Origin of the sequence: Zhouia amylolytica AD3, from assembly GCF_000511935.2 — a bacterium.
In the GTDB taxonomy this organism is placed as follows: domain Bacteria; phylum Bacteroidota; class Bacteroidia; order Flavobacteriales; family Flavobacteriaceae; genus Zhouia; species Zhouia amylolytica.
Map to the genome: position 1 here is coordinate 178,938 of NZ_AYXY01000031.1, position 19,880 is coordinate 198,817.

The window sequence follows — 19,880 nt, forward strand, 5'->3', positions numbered from 1 at the left end:
TATGAGGAAGATTATTTCGTATTTCATAAAATATCACGTTGCGGTAAATGTTTGTATACTGGCAATTATAATTTTTGGTTTTATTGGAGTTTTAAGACTCAAGTCTTCTTTCTTTCCTTTAGTAGATTCAAAAACAATAACCGTTAATGTTACCTACCCGGGAGCTTCTCCATTAGAAATTGAAGAAGGGGTTATTCTAAAGATAGAAGACAACCTTAAAGGTTTAGAAGGTATAGATAGAGTGACCTCCACCTCCAGAGAGAATAGTGGTACCATTACCATTGAAATCTTAAAAGATGAAAATATAGATTTTATGCTTTTGGAGGTTAAAAATGCTGTAGATCGGGTGCCGTCTTTTCCAACGGGAATGGAACCTTTGGTAGTAGCCAAAAGGGAAAATGTTCGGGAGACCATTAATTTCGCAGTAAGTGGCGATGGTATTTCCCTGGCAACCCTGAAACAAATAGCCAGGGAGGTAGAAAATGATTTGCGTGGTATGGAAGGGGTATCGCAAATTGAAATTACAGGTTATCCCGATGAAGAAATAGAAATTGCCGTTCGGGAAAATGACCTGCTTGCCTATGATCTCACTTTTAATGATGTGGCACAAGCGGTTTCGCGAACAAATCTCCTGGTTACAGGGGGTAATATTAAAACTTCAGCAGAAGAGTATCTTATCAGGGCAAATAATCGCTCGTACTATGCTGATGAACTCAATAACCTGATAGTAAGAGCAGATCCTTCAGGTAATGTAATACGACTACAAGAAGTAGCTTCCGTAAGAGATCGGTTTTCCGAAAATCCAAACGCATCCTATTTTGATGGGAATTTATCAGTAAATATTGCGGTTAGTAATACCAACACCGAAGATCTGATTTCCACCGCAGAAAAAGTAGCGAGCTATATAGAGGAGTTTAATCAGCAAAACAATAATGTAAAACTTGATGTGGTTAGCGACTCTTCTATTCGATTAAAACAACGTACTCAGTTATTAGGAGAGAATGCAGCCGTTGGAATATTCTTGGTAATCGTATTTTTGTCACTTTTCCTTAATACCCGTTTAGCATTTTGGGTGGCATTTGGATTACCAATTTCTTTTTTGGGGATGTTTGTTTTTGCTAGTGGATTTGATGTAACGATCAATGTATTGTCTTTATTCGGGATGATTATAGTAGTCGGGATCCTGGTTGATGACGGAATAGTAATTGGTGAAAATATTTATCAGCATTATGAACGTGGTAAATCACCGGTCAGAGCGGCAATAGATGGTACTATGGAAGTGATTCCGCCTATTGTGTCGGCTATTTTAACCACCGTCCTGGCATTCAGTACATTTTTCTTTTTAGATAGTAGGATTGGTGAATTCTTTTCGGAAGTAGCCACAGTAGTTGTACTGACGCTAACAGTATCCTTATTTGAAGCCTTGGTAATATTACCCGCGCATTTAGCACACTCTAAAGCCTTGTCAAGAGAATCGGAGGAAGAGAAAAAGAAAAGAACTAAAATAGCAGCCTTCTTTGCTAAAATGAGAGACATCAATAAAATTGGTGATCGCATAATGAAATACCTCAGAGACTATCTGTATGCTCCGGTATTAAAGGTCACATTAAGTAATAAGATTTTTTCTTTTGCCATGTTTTGTGCCTTTTTTATCATAACCATCGGAGCAATTGGAGGGGGTATTATAGGAACCTCTACATTTCCAAGTATTGCCAGTGATCGTATTACTGTTTCCCTTGTCATGCCTCAGGGAACGAATGAGAAAATAACGGATTCTATTATTTCAGAAATAGAATTAGCCGCTATAGAGGTAGGAAAGGAGTATACGCAAAGACAAACCGGAAACAAACCGGTAATTGAGAATATAATCAAAAACATCGGACCGGGAAGTTCCAAAGCCTCGCTTCAGATCAATTTGTTGCCGGGAGAAGAACGGGATTTTCCATCACCGGATATAAATAATAGCCTAAGAGATAAAGTTGGTAGTGTTCAGGGAGTAGAAAGTTTAATTTTTGGATCCGGCGGTAACTTCGGAGGAAGTCCTGTTTCCGTCTCCTTGTTAAGTAATAATATCACTGAACTGAAAGCAGCTAAAGAAGAGTTGAAAACTGTATTAGCTCAAAATCCGCAGTTAAAAGATATTAATGACAATGATCCGGCCGGAATTAAGGAAATCAGAATTAACCTTAAGGAGAATGCCTATATCCTGGGGTTAAGCTTGCGCGAAGTAATGAGTCAGGTACGCTCCGGATTCTTTGGTGTACAGGCACAAAGATTTCAGCGTGGTCAGGATGAGATAAGAGTATGGGTGCGGTATGACAGAGCAGATAGGGAGTCTATCAATAATCTCGATCAGATGCGTATCGTAACACCTGCCGGTGAACGCATTCCTTTTGATGAGATTGCTAATTATGAAATTATCAGAGGTGATGTTGCGATCAATCACTTGGAAGGCTTAAGGGAGATTCAGGTAAATGCCGATCTCGCAGATGTAAAATTGAGCAATACAGATATCCTGGAAGATATTAAAATGAATGTCGTTCCTGAAATACAATCAAAATACCCAACAGTAAAAGCTTCGTATGAAGGGCAGAACAGAGAGGCTCAAAAACTATCGCGTTCAGCAGGTGAGGTATTCCCGGTAATTATATTCTTGATCTATGCGGTAATAGCATTTACATTTCGTTCTTACAGTCAGCCATTGATGTTACTTCTTTTGATACCGTTTAGTGTTATTGGAGTAGCATGGGGACATAAATTACACGGATTTCCGATCAATGTGTTGTCTTGGCTGGGAATTATAGCCTTAATAGGGATTATGGTAAATGATGGTCTGGTTCTCATAGGTAAATTCAATCAAAATTTAAAGGAGGGGATGAAATTCGATGATGCCTTATTTGAAGCAGGAAAGTCGCGTTTCAGGGCTATATTTCTAACCTCATTAACCACCATAGCAGGAATGGCTCCTTTAATTTTAGAAAAAAGCCGACAGGCACAGTTTTTAAAGCCTATGGCTATTTCCATTTCCTATGGAATTGCCATAGCGACATTTTTAACCTTATTAATGTTACCACTGTTTTTGTCTGCCAATAATTATTTAAAAGTAAATGTAAAATGGTTAATGACCGGTCAGAGAAAAGCAAAAGAGGAAGTTGAAAGAGCAATTAAAGAATTAAACGTAGCTGAACATGAGCATTAAGAAAAGTATACTGCTACTTACTGTTTTCGTAACGACAAGCTTAACAGCTCAGGAAGTGTTGACTCCTGAAGAAGCCATGAAGCTTACCCTCGAGAATAACCTGGGGATACAAATTGCAAATAACAATTTAGAAATAGCTGAAAATAATGCCGACATTCTTAATTCAGGGTTTTTACCCGTCCTTTCAGGAAATGCTTCCGGTTCCATAGATCGGCAAAATACAGAAGGAGAGTTGGGGGATGGCTCAACCCGATCTGCTGATGGTGTGGAAACAAGACGATATAATGCCTCGCTTAATTTAAATTATACCCTTTTTGACGGATTGGGAAGGCATTACAATTATAAAAGCTTGAAAGAACAGTATGGTTTATCTGAATTAGAGGCACGTCAAACCATTGAATCAACCATTGTACAGTTATTTACGGTGTATTATGAAGTGGCAAGAATCGAGGAGAATAATGGTAATTTAAAGCAGGCTTTGGAAATTTCAAAAGATCGCTTGAAACGTATTAAATATCAGTTTGACTATGGTCAGGCAACAGGCCTGGATGTATTAAACGCAGAAGTTGATGTAAATACGGATAGTATTAATGTACTGAATTCAGACCAATTGCTTCGCAATACCAAACGAGATTTGAACTTGGTAATCAATAGAGATCTGGATGCAGGGTTTACAGTCGACACAACTGTTACTTTTACTTCAGGGTTATTAATGGAAGAGATGTTTAATGATGCCAAATCCAATAACGTGCAAATGCTGATTATGGAGAAGAATATCTCCATTTCTAACTATGATTACAAAGCAGTGAAAAGTGGATTTTTACCTACTATCGGATTATCCGGATCCTATGGATGGAATGAAGCTTCGAATAACAATCCATTGGCTTTTACCGTGCAGAATACCTCTACTGGTTTGTCGGGAGGAGTTAGTTTGGCCTGGGATCTTTTTGATGGTGGACGCACAATTACCAATACCAAAAACCTTAAGATCAATTACGCAAATCAGGAATTGATAAAAAGACAAACAGAGTTGCAGGTAGAGCGAAATATTAAAAACGCTTGGGAAACTTATCAAAATGCATTGTTTATTTATGATACCCAGGAGAAGAATGTGTTGACTACAAAAAATAATTTTGACAGAACAGAAGAACGCTATAAGATTGGTCAGGCAACATCACTGGAATTCAGGCAGGCACAAATAAATTTGTTGAATGCTGTATTAGCAAAGAATCAGGCAAAGTATACAGCTAAGATTGCTGAGTTGATAGCACTTCAGGTAAGTGGACAATTGCTTAATACCGATTTTTAGTATATTGGGTGTATGATAGAGCATTTTTTTCAGTGTCCATATTGTTGGGAGCAGATATCTGTATTGATAGATACTTCGCTACCCGCACAGGAGTATATAGAAGATTGCGAAATTTGTTGCAACCCTATAAAGCTGATAGTGAAATGCAGTAATGGAGGAGTGATGGCTTTCGAGGCAATAAGTATAGAACAATAAATATACATTTAGGCTGTTTTAAAGTACGATTGAATTATTGAGATTTTATATCTTTAAAATCCAATCTTAAAGAACTTTAAATTACTTATTGATGAGAAATAAATGGCTTTCTAAGATGCCAGTTGTATGTGCTGTTGTAATAATCCTTACATCAATTTTCAGTTGTGCTACTCAAAAAAAGTTAAGCACCTTAAAACCCGAACCTGATGATGCTGCGCCATTAGTCTACGAAAATGTCTATTCGTTTATTAATATTCCCGTAACCATAGAGCTTAAAGACATCGAACGAATAACCAATAACTCACTTGAGGGATTGGTTTATGAAGATTCAAATTTCGATGGCGATGATCTCAAAATGAAGGTTTGGAAACAAAATGCTATTTCCATTACTAATGAAGGAGGAAAGCTTAAAACGGTCCTGCCATTAAAAGCCTTGATTAATTATCGTTTTAGCGTAAGTAAGTTTGGGATTCCACTTGAAGATGTTCGGGACATTCATCTCGATGGAGTGGTGACACTAATAAGCGATGTCGGACTGAATAATTGGCAATTGAATACAAATACAAGATTAAAATCGCTGGTGTGGAATGAAGCTCCGACAATGAAAGTTTTAGGGCAGGGAATCCCTGTAACCAGTCTTGTGAATCCTGCAGTAACAATTTTTAAATCTGTAATAGAGGAAAGTATCGATCAGTCAATTAAAGAATCACTCGATTTTAAACCGAATGTGCTCGACGCTTTAGAAGCGGTCTGTAAGCCTTTTGAAATGAGTGAAACCTACGAAAGTTGGTTAAGAGTGGTCCCGGAAGAGCTCTACACTACGGATGCATCATTACAAGATCAATCCATTAAATTTAAAATGGGAATGAAATGTGCCATGGAGACCATCATTGGGAAAGAGCCCGAAGCTAAATTTAATCGCAGTGAAATCGTATTAAAACCGGTAATTAAAATTCCGGAAGCTGTAACTGCAAACATCGCTGCAATTTCTTCCTATAAAGATGCTTCCCGAATTATGACCAAAAATTTCAAAGGATATGAATTCGGAACAGGTAAAAAGAAGGTTACCGTTCAAAATGTTGAGATATGGCAACGGTCACAAAAAATGGTTATAGCACTTGATGTGGCAGGAAGTGTTAACGGACTTATTTACCTTACGGGATATCCACAATATAATAATGTGACCAAAGAAGTCTATTTTGATAAGTTAGATTATGTGTTGGATACAAAGAATGCATTGGTTAAATCAGCACAGTGGTTGGCAGGGAACTTTATGCTTCTGCAGTTTCAGGAAAAATGCCGATACTCCATTGAACCAAACCTGGTTGAAGGAAAAGAAAATATTGAACATTACTTAAATAATTACTCTCCGGTAAAAGGTGTTTTTGTAAATGGAGCAGTAAAAGATATTAACTTCAAGAAAATTCAGCTTACCAATAATGCTCTGATAGCCTTTATAGAGGTAAAAGGAAAGGTGGAAGTTGATGTAAATGGGTTAGAATAGATCTTATTTAATTTGTAACTGGCGACAGCCTAAGAATACTTTTGTATAAAACCAAACAAAAACTATAAGGTTTTGTTTGGTTTTCTTTTTATACAACTATACTTTCGAATTATTGATTTTAATACGAGTGAAGTTTATCTATGTTTAGAGCTAATTCTATAAGTATGTTGAAAAGTAAAAGTGTTTTAAAGGTGCTCCTTTTAGGAGTACTGTGTTTAGTTTGCGGAGTGTTGATTTCTTTTGATTATGATAAAGACCCTGCAAAAGATGGTGAAGAGTTAACGGTACAGAAAAAAATGTATTGGTCGAACCAACACAAATTAACCTCTTGGTACAATGCTTTAGGGCTTGAAAATCCAAATTTTTTCGAAGTCAGGGATCAATTCGTTTCTTACTTTGAAAACAGACCCTATGTAAAGACGGAAGCCGTTAAAGAATACAAGAAGTACATAGCTAAAAACTTTCCCAATATTGATGCTAATGGTAATTATATAGAACCGATATCATCTGAAGATAATTTAAGAAAGAAGCCTAAGGCGGGTAATAAATGGAAACAAATTTTCTTAAAGTGGAACACCAGGCAAGATAATTCCGGAGTAGGCGTGTTGCGATCCATTCGAATCAAGCCGGATGAACCGACTACAGTTTTGGCCGGTGCCGCAACCGCAGGAATATGGATGACTGAAAATGCAGGCGAAGACTGGAGCCTGGTTTCTAACGATGTGCCCGAAGTAGAATGGGTCAATGAAATTGTCTACAGTCGCAAAGATCCTAAAGTAGTATATGCGGCAACCAATATTGGTGTTATAAAGTCAGTAAATGGAGGGAATAGCTGGGATTATACAGCTTTAAAAAAGACATTCCCGGATAAGTTTGGAAGTCTGTTATGGGTAGATGTATCATCAGTAAGTAGTGATTTGGTGTATGCAACCACCGAAGAAAAAGGAGCATATACCCTGCATGTTTCTGAAGATGGAGGTGATTCCTGGTCAGAAAAATATAAAACGACCAATAAGATCTGGGACATGAGGGTAAAACCTAACGATCCGAAAATAGTTTATATCCTTGAAGTGTCTGAAAAAACGAAATGGATTAATTTCAAAAGATCCTTAGACGGCGGGAAAACATTTGAGGTCGTTTCTGAAGGATTCCCGGCAGACCATAATACAAAAGCACACAGAGCACGCCTGGGTACTACGCCCGCTAATAATGAGGTGGTTTATATTGCGATCGGTTTTAATGGCGGACGAGACAAGGACATGATTTCGTTTTTTAAATCTTCAGATGCCGGAAAAAGTTTTTCAAAGAATTGTTGTGGAAATAGTGAAGAACCATTGGTTAATGCCATGGGAACAACCGATTTTCTGTACGATACCTGTCATCTGGCTCAGCTCACATGGAACTTTGCTTTTACGGTTTCAGAAACAGATGAAAATGTATTGGCTTGTGCGGCCAATAAATTAAAAGTAAGCACCGATGGAGGGAAGACCTGGCATTTTGATCTTACAGGAGAAGTAACCAAGGGAAGGGCTTATGATAGATACCCTACCAACGATGTGCATACCGGAGTACATGGCGATCACCATGGCCTTTCTATTGTGGGTGATCATATTTGGGATGGAAATGATGGAGGAGCATATTATTCTGCCGATGGAGGAAAAACCATAGTAAAAGATAAGTCCGACGGCCTGGGAATTCAAGAGCTTTGGGGCTTCGGACAGTCCTTTAAAAATGATATCATGGCGGTTGGTTTGAATCACAATCGCATTTGTTTTAGGGATGATGAAGTATACGGTGGATGGATTGGTGTAAATGGAGCTGACGCCATGGCTGCCAATGTTAATCCGATAGACGATCAATATATGTATACCCATCCATGGGGGCACCAAAGGGTTAAAAGATCACTGGAAGGAGTTAAAGGACATCAGTTCCAGGACTTAGGGATTGAGCTAGGCTATATTACGCTGGATAACCTGGAATTTCATCCTCATAAATACTATACCATTTACGGAAGTGATTATGGCGATAGAAATAAAACGTATCTGCTGAAGAAAACAGTAGATAATGCCCAGTCCTGGCAAACCATAAGTTCTTTCGTGGATGAAAAGAAAAATGCGGTTGCTGTTAAAACAAGTTTTGCCAATTCAGACTATGTTTATGCCGTAGTAGAACCTAATAAGGTAATAAAATCAACTGATGAAGGGACAACCTGGAAAGATGTAAGCCCTCCACAGAGCCTCGTAAAAGATTATGCGCTTTGGCGTATGGCTGTTAGTGACCAAAACCCTGAACATGTATGGGTAACAGTTAAAGGGAGTCAGAATGAAGTTAAGGTCATCGGGTCTAAAGACGGAGGGAATAGTTGGTTCGACTATTCTGAAGGATTGCCTTCATATGCAATTTATTCGATGATCTATCAAAGAGGCAGCAATGATATTCTTTATGTGGGTACACGATTAGGTGTCTATTACAGGAAAAAAGGCATGAAGCAATGGGAGTTGTTTGGCGAAGGAATGCAGGCGGCAAATACAAGCTTTATGTTTATTAATTATGCAAAAGGTAAGATTCGCGTTGGTACTTCCAGGGGCTTATGGGAAAATGACCTGGTAGAATTAACAGCACCCAAAGCAAATATGTCGGCAGATAAAACAGAAGTGTCAGATAAGGATCCGTTTGTAAGATTCGCAGACTATTCGGTAGTCGATAAGGAAGCTGAGTATTACTGGGAATTCCCGGGTGGTATTCCTGCTACTTCAACTGAAGAACGTCCAATCGTTTCTTATGAAAATGCATCTTCCGGTAAATACGATGTAGTTCTGACCGTTAAAGACAAACGGGGTGAAAGTAAGCAAACCTTAAAAGGATTTGTAACCCGGAAAGCAGATGATTCAAAATAACAGGGGGTCCTGAAGCATAAATAAAAAGAGCGATGAACATCGCTCTTTTTTTGTGAACGATTGAAATGAAAATACAGAAAGTTAAAACTTTCACTTTTTTATTGAGTTTCATTCGTTTTTTTATGGTATGTTAAAATAACGTTATTTTTTCTTGTGTTATCTATAAAATAGTAATACATTCGAAACCAATTGAATAAAAGTAAATATTGATTATCGTTAGCTAAATGAAAGTTTTAAAGCTCTCATATAATAAACAAAAGGACATTGATCTTTGGACTGATATGAAGTTTGGAGATAAGGGAGCCTTTAATCAAATTTTTGAAGAGCATGTACATTACCTGACGAATTATGGTAAGACCTTTACAGCCGACTGGGATTTGGTTGATGATTGTATTCAAGAAGTGTTTTGCAGAATTTGGATCCTTAGAAAAGAATTAAAGACCACAGATAATATTAGGTTTTACTTAATGGCTTCATTTAGAAATGAATTAATGAAAAGCCTGCAAAAGCGTAAGAAGTTTAATCTTATAGCTTCATGGTCTGAGTTAGATGCAAAAGCGGCCACATTTGATATGTCGGCAGAAAACCTGATGTTTTTAGAGAACAATGATGGCCGGTTATCCCAAAAAATCAAAGAAATATTTATTAAGCTAACTTCCAGGCAAAAAGAAATTATCTACCTTAAGTACTACAATGAACTTTCGTTCGAAGAAATTTCACAAGTAATGCAAATCAGTAAAAAAGCGGTTTATAATGCTTTGTCAAAAGCTATGATGACCCTGAGAAAAGGGGTTTCCAAATAGTCTACAATTGCTTTTTTATCGATAATAAAAAAAATCCACTTTTTTAGGGAGTAAAAAGAGTACTCGATGTATTATATATAAAAGAGATAGTTTTAATACATCATTGAAAACGAATTTGAAACCATATACAGACTACAAGCTTGATGATTTTCTTGCAGATGAATCCTACATCGATTGGATTAAAGGAAAAACGGAGGATACAAAGTGGAACGATATTTTAATCCGAAATCCGCATCTTAAGGAAGTATCTGATAAAGCATCCATTATTATAAGAAATCTTGATTTTCATCATGCTGAAACCTCTAATCAAAGGATTCAAGATTTAAGAACCAGAATCAACAAGCAAATAAATCGTGACTCATTTGCGGTGGAGGATGATAAAAAGGTTCGCCCATTGCCCATCAGTGAGTTAATTTCCAAAAGAAATAGACGAAGAAATATTTATATGATTGCCGCTTCTTTTATTGGACTGATAATCATATCCTCTGGAATTATTTTTAAATCTGATTTGAGTGAATTGTTTTTCGATAATAATAATCTCATTACCCGAGTAGCTCAAAAAGGGGAGAAATTAACCACTTTTCTGCATGACGGCACCAAGGTGGTAATCAATGGAGGTAGTTCAATCACATTTAAGGAAGAATTTGATGATGATGTTAGACACGTTGTGCTGGAGGGAGAAGCTTTTTTTGATGTAGTTAAAAATCCTGAGAAGCCATTCGTTGTTAATGCTAATGGGGTAATTACTACTGCCCTTGGGACCTCATTTAATATTAATCAAAACCAAAATAGAGTTGAAGTCTCATTAACAACAGGTAAAGTTTCTGTGGTTAAAAATGAAAATGGTAATCATTATAGGGATACGCTGGTTCCAGGTGAGCAAATTCTAGCAGACTTTAATGAGAATCATGTATTTCTGAAACAGAAGTTTAATAAAAATGAAGTAGTGGGCTGGATGAATGGGAATCTCATATTCAATAATGATAACGGTTTAGTGGTTTTAGAGAAGCTTGAAAATTGGTATGGGATAAATATCGTGTCGGAATTAGAAGAAGAAGCCTTGCAGGGGTGGAGTTATTCCGGGAAATTTCAGAATGAATCACTTCAAAACGTCCTGGAGAGTATCAGTTTTGTTAAGGAATTTGAATTTAAAATAAAGGGAGATCTCATCACTATATATAGACAGAAGTAAAAAAGTAAATTAAGTCAACCAAAACAAATCAGAAAATGAAAATTCAAAAAAAACAGTATCCAACCTAGTTAAAGTATTTTAATTAAAATGAGCTATGCGGAGATCTCTTTTTCGGAAAAGAGCATCTGACTGCACTTATTCACTTTATTTAAAACTTCACCAAAACCATTAAAAATGAAAAATGTGATACCAGGGTTTTATCGTGGTATAAGGCACTCTTTTGCCTTTATTTTAGCGTGTTTTACGTGTTTAAATTACTCGTATTCAGCGAATAAAACCTTAGAAAAGTATATTGATAGTACGCAATTAGAGTCCATAGATTTAATGCTTCAAGAAAATAATTTGGAAAAAACATTTCAATTGATTGAAAGTAAAACAAGCCTAAAGTTTTCTTATGATAAAAAAGACCTGGACAACAATCTGAAGCTGACCAAAACATTTAAAAAGGCACCACTAAATCAAGTCTTGTCTTACATTTCCTCAATTTCGGGTCTGGAGTTTAAGATCATCGGAAAAACGATAAATGTCGTAAAAGGGGATTCTAATAATAAAAGGGCTCCCCAGCGAAAAATAAATGGAACGGTCTTAGACCCGAACGGAACCCCCATTCCAGGAGCGAATGTGGTTGAGGTAGGAACTACGAACGGAGTAGCGACTGATTTTGATGGAAAATTCGAAATAGACCTGATAACGGCTGAGCCTAAAATCAGGGTGTCCTATGTAGGCTTTAAAGCCATTGAAATGGAAATAGGAGAGGCTGCAACCTACGAAATTACACTTCAGGAAAGTGCTGAGGCCTTAGATGAAGTAGTGGTCGTAGGTTTTGGAGAACAAAAAAAGGTGTCTGTGGTAGGGGCCGTTACCGCTATAAAACCTGAAGAAATGAAGATTCCGTCCAGTAGCTTGTCTCAATCCTTTGCCGGGCGTCTTTCAGGAGTGATTGCAGTTCAGCGATCTGGAGAACCTGGAAGAGATGCTGCTCAATTTTGGATTCGTGGAATTTCGACTTTCGGAAATACAAACCCTTTAGTATTTATGGACGGTATTGAGATCTCTTTGGGTGATTTAAATAGTATCGATCCAACCAATATTCAAAACTTCTCCATATTAAAAGATGCTTCCGCAACTGCTATTTATGGTGCTCGAGGTGCTAATGGTGTTATTCTAATCGAAACAAAGAGAGGTATGGAAGGAAAACCTCGAATAAATGTTACCGTAGAAAATTCATTTATTAGCCCAACACAATATCCGGAATTCACCGATGCGGTTACTTTTATGAATATGTATAATGAAGCTCGAAAGAACCAAAATCCTTTTCAACCGCCTAAATTTTCAGAGGATAAAATTCAGGGAACCAGGGAGGCCAGAGACCCATATATTTATCCAAATGTCGATTGGTTAGATGAATTGTTTAGCGATTTTTCCATTCGTAAATATGGGAACCTTAATATCAGAGGAGGAGGGCAAACAGCAAGGTATTATATGTCAGCTTCCATTTTTCATGATAAAGGAATTTTAAAAGAAACAGATGTTAATGATTTTGATAATAATATAGATCAAAAGCGATACAACTTTGTTAATAATATTTCCGTAAATGTAACGCCTACCACCGAACTAGAGCTTAACCTTAACGCCGATTTAATCAATTATAATGGTCCGGCCGTAGATGCAAGTAACATTTTTGGAAACATAATGAATTCAAATCCAGTGCGCTTTCCTGTTACATACCCAACACCGGAAGGTTCAGGACATATTTATTTCGGGAATACCACCGGTGGATTTGGCCCTTATAATACGTTTCCAAATCCTTATGCTGACCTGGTTAAAGGTTATAAAGAAAGGTTTTCCTCCACCTTCATTTCAACCTTTAGAATTAGACAGCAATTAGATATGATCACCAAAGGTCTTAGCTTTAAAGCTTTTGCATCGTTTAAAAACTGGACCAGTAGTGAAATCACAAGATCTTATGAGCCCTATTTCTATCAACTGGATGGTTATCAGTATGATCCGCAAACAGATACCTATGAATATGAATTGTCCCAAATAGGTCAGGGAGGTAGAGAGTCCCTCGCTCAAAGTGGAAGCAACAATGGTGATAGATCCTTTATGACACAGGCGGCGTTAAATTACAATAGAACTTTTGGTAAGCATGATGTTTCTGGTCTCTTAGTTTATCTTCAGCGCCAATATAACGTAAATGTAATTGGAAGTGATTTAACCTCTTCATTGCCGAGCAGAAACCAGGGAGTATCCGGAAGATTGACCTATGCATATGACGATAGGTATCTGGCCGAGGTTAATTTTGGATATAATGGATCTGAGAATTTTGCTGAAGGTAAAAGATTTGGTTTTTTTCCATCCTTTGCGATGGGTTATGTCATTTCAAACGAACCATATTTCAAATCGCTCAAGAAGTCAATTAGCCTATTAAAACTTAGAGCATCTTATGGTGAATCTGGAAATGATAGAATCGGAGCAGTTCGTTTCCCTTATACCAGTAATGTGAATCTTGGTGCAGATAATGGATTTACTTTTGGTCAGAACTTTAACAATAGCAGACCAGGAGTTGCAATTACGCGTTATGAAAATAATTCTATTACCTGGGAGGTTGGTAAAAAGATCAACGTTGGACTAGACCTGGGGTTATTTGATAAAGTCACTTTAAACGTTGATGTGTTTAAAGAACGTAGAGAAGGAATTTTTATGCAACGTAATACGATTCCGGGTACGATTGGTATCGGTGATACTAAACCTTATGCTAACCTTGGAGAGGTAGAGAATAAAGGTGTAGATGTTTCCCTGAGTTATAATCAAAGTTTTGGAAGTGACTTAATAGTTTCTTCCAGAGGTACGTTCACATTCGCTCAAAACAAAATTTTAGCGATGGATGAACCGAATCTGAAGTATTCCTATCTGTCGAGAGTGGGACGACCGGTAAATCAATTATGGGGCCTTCAAGCAGAACGTTTGTTCATAGACCAGGCTGAAATAGATAATAGCCCAACTCAAACCTATACTACACAATATTACCCCGGAGATATAAAATATACCGATATATCAAACGAGATAGATGGTCAAAACAAAATTGATGCTAATGACAGGACTCCGATGGGGCACCCAAGTGTGCCAGAAATAACTTATGGGTATGGGATTAATGTAATGTATAAGAAATTTGATTTTGGTGTGCTCTTTCAGGGTATTGCAAGAGTGTCATTTTTCATGAGTGGCTTACAACCTTTTGCTCAAAATGAACGAAATGTGCTCCAGGCTATAGCAAATGACTATTGGACGGAGGATAACCAGAATTTATATGCTTTTTATCCAAGACTTTCTGAATCCGAAAATCCAAATAACGTTCAAAATTCCTCATGGTGGTTGCGCGACGGCTCTTTCATGAGACTTAAAAGTGCAGAAATTGGATTTCAGTATAATCGCCAAGTAAGATTTTATGTGAATGGGGTAAACTTACTAACCTTTTCAAAATTCAATCTTTGGGACCCTGAAATGGGTGGTGGAAATGGTTTGGGATATCCACCACAAAGAACTTTTAACCTTGGAGCCCAAATTAACCTGTAAAGTAATTGATTATGAAGACAAGATTTAAAACAACAAATAGATTGCTTTTGGTAATAGCCTTTTCTTTTATGATGCTATCGACCTCATGCGATGAATATCTGGATATAGTTCCTGACGATGTTTCAACTTTGGATGATGCATTTAACAGGCCAAATGAAGCCCTAAACTTTTTATATTCTGTGTATGGCTTCATGCCTCAGGAAAATGATATGTTCAGTTCTATTGCCCTTTGGGGAACTGATGAAATGGTTACGCCCTGGGATAGATCGTGGTATCATGCTAAAAGGATGATGAGGGGCGAGTTAAATGCTTCTGATCCATTTTTCGATTATTGGACAGCTGCGGGTTCTATTGATATGTATGATGGAATCAGGCAAGCCTATATCTTTTTGAATAATATAGATAAAACTCCGGATTTCTCTCAAGCGGAGGTAAGAAGAATGAAGGGAGAGGCTACATTTCTTATAGGGTATTATCATTTTATTTTACTTCGTCAATATGGCCCAATCGTTCTTATGGAAAATGAGGTGCCTTTGGATGCTTCAGGAGAAGACTTTTATGCCCCCCGAATTCCATACGATCAATGTGTAGAGTTTATTGCCCAAAAGTTTGATGAGGCCTATGCTTTACTGCCAAACGATGTTTCTACCGATAGGGAATTAGGCAGGGTAAATAAAGCTATAGCAAAAGCCTTAAAGGCAAGAGTTTTGCTTTATGCGGCAAGCCCTTTGTTTAATGGTAACTCGGAGTTTTATGCTGATTTTACAGGGCATGACGGAACACCATTGATGAATACATCTTATGATGAACAAAAATGGGTGTTGGCCGCAGATGCGAATAAAGATGCAATCGAAGCAGCTCAGACTATAGGTCATGATTTATATGCTTATAGTAATGAAGGTGATAATGAAATGGAACAAGGAGCCCTTAATTATCGATATTCAATGGTAGACCCATGGAATAAAGAAGTGGTATGGGGGTACTCTGTGCCAGAAGGATATTACGGGTGGCAACGTCATAGTATTCCGAGAATCTCTAGTAATTCCTATAACGGACAATCATGCTCACTGTCCATGGTAGAAACATTCTACACTGAGAATGGCTTGCCTATTGATGTAGATCCGGCTTATAATTATAGCGCAAGATTTCAAATGGCAGACAGTACAATTATTTTACACAGAAACAGAGAGCCAAGATTTTATGCGACTGTCGGTTTTGATAGAGGGTTGTTTGAAGTAAATAATACAGAAGTAGTTTTAAAAATGCGAATGGATGAAGCGCATGGATGGGCTAATGGTCTTAATGATTATTCCCCTACAGGATATCTGGTTAAAAAGGGGGTTCATCCTCAAACGATCATTTCATCTTCTGAAAATCAAGTCATTAACTATCCGTGGCCTTTGGTTAGAATGGCAGAGCTCTATCTGAATTATGCAGAAGCATTAAACGAAGCTTATGGAGCCGCAAGGCATGCTGAAGTAATTCAATATCTGGATTTGATCAGAGAAAGATCCAATGTCCCTGGTGTGTTGGAAGCCTGGTCCCTGGTAGGAAAATCATCCTTTTCTAAAGAAGAAATGAGAGCGATTATTCAACAGGAAAGAAATATTGAATTGTGTTATGAAGGACATAGAACCTGGGATGTTAGAAGGTGGAAACAAGGAGAAATGTTTAATGTGCCTGCTCAAGGATTAGATATTAGATCCTCAGAAGCGGTAGACTTCTATAAGCCGGTCAATGTTGAAAACAGAGTTTTTACAACTCCAGGATATTACCTGTTTCCAATTAGATTATCTGAAGTTGAAATAAATCAAAATTTAGTGCAGAACCCAGGCTGGTAAAAATTAAGATTATGAAGAAATTATATGGTTTATTAATAGTTTGTTTAACAGCATTGACTTTCACAGCTTGTGATGAGGATAACGATGTTGTTATTTTAGAAGCCCCCGGTAATATTACGGTAGAGGCTGGATACGGAGAAGCCATTTTTACATGGAGCTTTCCGGACGATCAGAATGTAGAGTTTGTAAGAGTAGATTATTTAGATGATGATGGAATTCCTCAACATCAAAAATTCAGTGAATACAATGATGCTGCTACCATCTCCGGACTTTCAGAAAGAGCATATGAGTTTAAGGTTGCAGCTTCAGATAAACACGGTAATTTGTCCGAGCCTACTACCTTAAATGTAACACCTAATAAGCCTCCATACATGTTTGTGGCCAATACCCTGGCAGCCAACCCTGATTTTGGAAGTGTTATCGTTACATGGGAAAACTTAACAGAAAAAGAGGTAGGAGTAAACATAAAATATGTCGATGTGGATGGATTACCTCAAATTTTTGTAGCGAATTCTTCTGAAGTTGACGGAGAGGCTGTGCTATCAGGATTGTCTAATGAAGAGCAAACCTTTGAAGTATATGTTACCAGTCAAAATGGGATAAAATCACCTTCGCAATTTTTTGAATTGGCTCCATACTCGGAAACTAAATTTGATAAGTCTGATTGGGAAATTGTTGACTTTTCATCTCAGGAGGCTGGAGGTGAAGGTCCGGTAAACGGATATGCTACAGCAGCGATAGATGGAGATGTTAATACCTTCTGGCATTCTGCCTGGTCGACAGGTTCTCCGAGTTACCCGCATTGGATCACTGCAGATATGAAAGAGGTAAAAGTGGTAAGTAGAGTCGTATTGTTTACCCGAAACAATGATAGCAGAGGAATGACCAAATTTACAATTGAGGGAAGCTTAGATAATACTACCTGGGAAATGATTGGTGAATTTGATTTTGACAATACAGATTTTAGCGGTCAAAGTTATAGATTGTCGTCTAATCCCGAGATGAGGTATATTAGAATGACAGCAATTGAAGGCCCAAATAATTTTACCTTTTTGGCCGAGCTAGATGTGTATGGCGAATAATTTAAAAATACCAGGGGACTCAAAAGGGGTCCTCTGGTTTATATATGATATGAAAAAAGTAAAAACTTATTTCTTCATGTTAATGGTGGCCCTGTGGGGGTGCTCGTCACCAGAGACTGAATCTAACAATCCGGATGAAAATGTTAAGGATCCGGAAACTGAATTACCGGATAATGGTCAAGAACCTGATTTAGGTAATTACATTAGTGATTACGAACATAATTTAAATGTGGTATACTTTGTGCCCTCAGACATAGATCCATTAGATAATTATCATGAAAGGATATCGGGAATTATGACCTTTATGCAAAAATGGTATAAAGATGAGATGACTCGATATGGTATTAACGATAAAACATTTGGGCTTCTTAAAAGTGAAAAAGATCCGTCCTATGTTAAAGTAATTTTAGTTAATGGCAACCATGGTCAGGAATATTATCCCTATGAAGGAGGAGGTGGTAAGGCTGGAGAAGAAATAAAGGAGTACTTTTCCGAAAATCCGGGAGAATCTTCCGGAGCACACAGCATTGTGTTCTTGCCAAGTCGGGAAGGTGATAATGGTTGGGATGCAGGAGGTGTGCCTTTTTATGGCATCGGAAAATGGTGCTATGCCCTTGATTATACCAACTTCGATATGAAGTATTGGCAAGATGGATCTCAACAGGGAAATTCACTATGGATTGGAGGAACCATTCATGAGCTTGGTCACGCATTAAACCTGCCGCATAACAAACACCAGGCAACAGATAATTGGACCTCCATGATGTCGTGGGGAAATCATGAATTCAATGATAATCCGGATGGAGTGCATTTAACATTCGCTTCAGCTTTGATACTAAATAATAATCAGGTGATGAATAAAGTGGGTTCCATGCCTTTTTATGAACAAACACCATCCCTTAACCCTATTTCTATTAGGCTGTTTGCAGATGCTGAAAAATTATATTTTCGGGCGAAATTCGAAACAGATATCCCGGTTAATGGATTTATAGCCTATAATGATCCTAAAACCAGTAGCAGTGATGCTGATTATAATGCGGTTACATGGGCCAGCCGAAATATTATAAATGGCGATAGCATATCTCTGGATATGCCATTGTCTGGAATTGATAGTGATTTTAGGCAATATCCTTTTGACTTAAGATTGCGCTTCCTTCATGAGAATGGTAATTTTTCAGTTTGGAATTACTCCTACGATTTTGTTGATGGTAAACCGGATATTGATGTGGAATTAAAAGAAGTGACAACCCTATCCAAGGATAATTGGGAAATCGTTCAGGTTTCATCTGAAGAACTCAATGGGGAAGGTTCAGAAAATGGAGCAGCGAAATACTTGATTGATGGAGATTCAAATACTTTTTGGCATTCACAATGGCAAGGAGCACAACCAGGTTACCCTCATCATTTTACCATCGATTTAGGAGCTGTAGAAACGGTGAAGGGTTTTTTATTCAATCAACGAAGCAATAAATTTAACGGGCGTATTAAGGATATTGAGATTGAAATTAGTGATGATGCTGTAAACTGGACCAAAATACAATCCGGAACCGTTGGATCTTCAACTGTTGAAACCTTAGATTTAAACGAGTCACAATTATTCAGATATTTTAAAATTAATATTCTAACAGGACATGATAACGGAATTGGGGAAGACATCTTCTTTACTCACCTTGCAGAAATAAGTGCTTATTAAGCCATAAGGTTTAATTTAATTAGGTTAAAAATAGATTCGGAATACTCAGAAATAATTTCGAATTAATTTGGTTGATAATCAGGTCATTTCTTGGCCTGATTTTTTATTGAAGCTAAGTAATCCCATGAAATATAAAGTCGACTATGCAACTGTACTTTTCATTTCGCGGGAACTTGGTTAACGCATCGTGCATTATAAAAATATCATCAAAAACTATATGTCTAACATTAGCAAGAAGTACACCTGCCAAATTTCCTAATCGGAAAGATCGGTAGGTTATTGGTTGCTGAAACCCGAGAAAATCATTGTGGCTCTTTCCCTTTATAAATCTGTGAAACATGTTTTTATCGATAATCTCGATGATAGAGATCAAACTCAATCTCTTTTTTAAGTTCTTTTTCAAAACTCCCTAAATCTTTTGAGACTTTACCCTCACTCGAGTTTTTATAAGATAACCTGTCGGATATCAAAAATAATAGTCCAATTATTGTAATTATAACTGCCCCAAATCCATTAACTAGCGTTTTCATGTCTTTTGAATTAAATGATTAAACTTCTGTACTTCAAAATTATCTATAATGCTGATAGT

12 protein-coding genes are annotated in these 19,880 nt (G+C 37.4%); 11 read left to right on the top strand and 1 reads right to left on the bottom strand.

Annotation, left to right across the window (positions count from 1 at the left end; all coding sequences use genetic code 11):
• The first annotated feature begins 1 nt into the window (after position 1).
• From P278_RS16060 to P278_RS16105, 11 genes are all read left to right on the top strand, one after another.
• Entirely contained in the window at positions 2 to 3,199 is a 3,198-nt protein-coding gene (locus P278_RS16060; protein ID WP_038268998.1) for an efflux RND transporter permease subunit, read from the top strand.
• Positions 3,189 to 4,508: a TolC family protein gene (locus P278_RS16065; RefSeq protein WP_038269000.1), complete on the top strand. Its 1,320-nt coding sequence runs from the start codon at positions 3,189 to 3,191 to the stop codon at positions 4,506 to 4,508. The genes P278_RS16060 and P278_RS16065 overlap by 11 nt, the downstream gene beginning before the upstream one ends.
• Positions 4,509 to 4,520: 12 nt before the next feature.
• The gene (locus P278_RS16465) at positions 4,521 to 4,703 is read left to right on the top strand and encodes a CPXCG motif-containing cysteine-rich protein (RefSeq protein ID WP_038269001.1); all 183 of its coding nucleotides are present in this window, start codon (positions 4,521 to 4,523) and stop codon (positions 4,701 to 4,703) included.
• A 91-nt stretch (positions 4,704 to 4,794) separates the two neighbouring features.
• Complete coding sequence (locus P278_RS16070; RefSeq protein WP_038269003.1) at positions 4,795 to 6,207, top strand: DUF4403 family protein; 1,413 nt, start codon at positions 4,795 to 4,797, stop codon at positions 6,205 to 6,207.
• A gap of 164 nt (positions 6,208 to 6,371) precedes the next feature.
• The gene (locus P278_RS16075) at positions 6,372 to 9,104 is read left to right on the top strand and encodes a PKD domain-containing protein (RefSeq protein ID WP_161808368.1); all 2,733 of its coding nucleotides are present in this window, start codon (positions 6,372 to 6,374) and stop codon (positions 9,102 to 9,104) included.
• 224 nt (positions 9,105 to 9,328) lie between these two features.
• A complete protein-coding gene (locus P278_RS16080; RefSeq protein WP_038269009.1) occupies positions 9,329 to 9,907 on the top strand; it encodes an RNA polymerase sigma factor in 579 nt (192 codons plus the stop codon).
• 103 nt (positions 9,908 to 10,010) lie between these two features.
• On the top strand, positions 10,011 to 11,099 hold the full coding sequence (locus tag P278_RS16085; protein ID WP_152973954.1) for a FecR family protein: 1,089 nt from the start codon (positions 10,011 to 10,013) through the stop codon (positions 11,097 to 11,099).
• A 174-nt stretch (positions 11,100 to 11,273) separates the two neighbouring features.
• Positions 11,274 to 14,675, top strand: a complete 3,402-nt coding sequence (locus tag P278_RS16090) for a TonB-dependent receptor (protein WP_051413629.1) — start codon at positions 11,274 to 11,276, stop codon at positions 14,673 to 14,675.
• An 11-nt stretch (positions 14,676 to 14,686) separates the two neighbouring features.
• On the top strand, positions 14,687 to 16,516 hold the full coding sequence (locus P278_RS16095) for a RagB/SusD family nutrient uptake outer membrane protein (RefSeq protein WP_038269011.1): 1,830 nt from the start codon (positions 14,687 to 14,689) through the stop codon (positions 16,514 to 16,516).
• Between the two features lie 11 nt (positions 16,517 to 16,527).
• Positions 16,528 to 17,598 carry a discoidin domain-containing protein gene (locus P278_RS16100; protein WP_051413631.1) on the top strand — a complete coding sequence of 357 codons (1,071 nt, stop codon included), beginning with the start codon at positions 16,528 to 16,530 and terminating at the stop codon, positions 17,596 to 17,598.
• Between the two features lie 49 nt (positions 17,599 to 17,647).
• Positions 17,648 to 19,291 (top strand): discoidin domain-containing protein, encoded by a 1,644-nt coding sequence (locus P278_RS16105; protein ID WP_161808369.1) that lies wholly within the window; start codon positions 17,648 to 17,650, stop codon positions 19,289 to 19,291.
• 344 nt (positions 19,292 to 19,635) lie between these two features.
• Here the strand turns inward: P278_RS16105 and P278_RS16115 are convergent, their stop codons facing one another.
• Complete coding sequence (locus tag P278_RS16115; RefSeq protein ID WP_038269018.1) at positions 19,636 to 19,821, bottom strand: hypothetical protein; 186 nt, start codon at positions 19,819 to 19,821, stop codon at positions 19,636 to 19,638.
• Positions 19,822 to 19,880: the final 59 nt, after the last annotated feature.